Raw genomic sequence first — 1,531 nt, 5'->3', positions numbered from 1 at the left:
ATGGAATTTTTAAGGCTTCCAACATACTGTTTGTACTGCTGTTCCGATTGGGAATTGCTTTTCAATACATCATGCAGTTCGGTCACCAGAGGAAATAACCGGACTTCTGAGTTTGGCCAATGAGCTATATCAGATAAACTTTCTGCCGGATTAAGAATACATTTTAAAGCCCCGAAACCGGAATATTGTTTCAGGGCTTCTTTCTCTTCGTTTGTCGGGTTTCGATTTTCTCGTTCAAGCTGAAAAGCAAGTTTTATCGCCTCAATATTTGCCCGAAGGTGCTTTTCTTTATTGAAGCCCATGTTCTCCCACCCAGATTGAAAGTTCCCCGGTTAACTCGACATATAAACCATGAAACTCCGGACTAAATGCAAACTCATCATTTAGCTTATATTTTGAAAATATGCCTTCAACTTTGGGAAGCAATTTGATGGCAAACTCTTTGGCTTGTCCCATGGGGATTTCCCTGGGGAATTCGTTCCAAAGGATGGTTACAAGCGTATCGTGTTTGGAAAAGTGAAGGCCGTGATAAAGGTCTTTGGTGGCCAGTTCTTCCGCTTCCTGCTGTGTATGCCCGTTTTTTATGCTTTCGGAATAAGTTTTGGAAGCAAGGTCACTGCGGGTATTGAGTAAGTTATTGTTATCAATTAACTCGGGATGGCTTTCATATAAAAAGTGCAAAAGCGACAGTTTAAACCAGGACAATTCCTGATAGCTATTATTCATGACTTTCTGATTTTTGATGTTAAAAATTGAGTTTTGAGAAAGCGCCCAGGTCACTTCCTGAACGCCTCATTTTATCGCATGAGAACCCTTACATGGAATGAGCTTTTGAGCGGTTACGTTTGTCTGTTTGCTGTTCAGTCGGGGTGACCTGCTCCTTGTTCAAAGGTTCTCTTACATCTTTGGTGGCTTCGTTGGTTTTCCCCTCTGAATTTACAGCTACCTGTGTTTTGCTGTTTTTGTCGGGAGTGACTTCAGCTCCTTTGGTTTGAGCTTTGTCAGGGTTCCATTTGTAAAAATCAAGCTTGCCTTTTTCATCGTTAATTTTTACATACGCATTAAACTCCTGGCCTTCTTTATCCTTCATCCCGGAAATATAAACAGTTTCCCGCTTTTCCAGCTTCTGCTGCTGTTCTTCGTTGAGTTCTTTTCCAAGCAACGAATTGGGAATACGAACTTGTCTTTGGTCATTTACATTTTGCTGTTGGTTCTGTTGTTGGTCAAAACGAAAACCGATGCCCCGTTTGTCGGCATCTACCTGTAACCAAGCGCTGAATTCATTTCCGCTACGGGCTGTCATGCCTTCCACAAAAATGGCCCGGCCTTCAGCCAGTTCCTTTTGTTGGCTTTCATTCAGCTTTACCCCTTTTATTTCCTCCGGAATATTTATTTTATCAGCACGGGCTGCGACAAGCTCGTTAGTTAATTTGTCTATGGAAAGAAATACAGGTGTTGTTTCCCCTTCTTTGTATTGTGGATGGAGTATGCGACCTGCATTGCCGGTCTGTAAGAGGTTATTTTTGTCTTC

At 42.1% G+C, this 1,531-nt stretch carries 3 protein-coding genes; all 3 read right to left on the bottom strand.

Features of this window, described 5'->3' with window-relative positions:
* Window positions 1-302: hypothetical protein (locus K5G00_RS29305; protein ID WP_449566830.1), on the bottom strand; the 302-nt coding region annotated here is incomplete at its 3' end.
* Window positions 289-726 (bottom strand): DUF1896 family protein, encoded by a 438-nt coding sequence (locus K5G00_RS29300; protein WP_238770166.1) that lies wholly within the window; start codon window positions 724-726, stop codon window positions 289-291. The genes K5G00_RS29305 and K5G00_RS29300, both read right to left, overlap by 14 nt.
* An 88-nt stretch (window positions 727-814) precedes the next feature.
* Window positions 815-1,531, bottom strand: a 717-nt coding sequence (locus tag K5G00_RS29295) for a DUF3945 domain-containing protein (RefSeq protein ID WP_238770164.1), incomplete at its 5' end; no start/stop codon positions are given.

The organism is Maribellus maritimus, assembly GCF_022267315.1.
Taxonomy (GTDB): Bacteria; Bacteroidota; Bacteroidia; order Bacteroidales; family Prolixibacteraceae; genus Draconibacterium; species Draconibacterium maritimum.
Note: the sequence above shows the minus strand (reverse complement) of the source record. Positions and strands in the feature narration are given on the sequence as shown.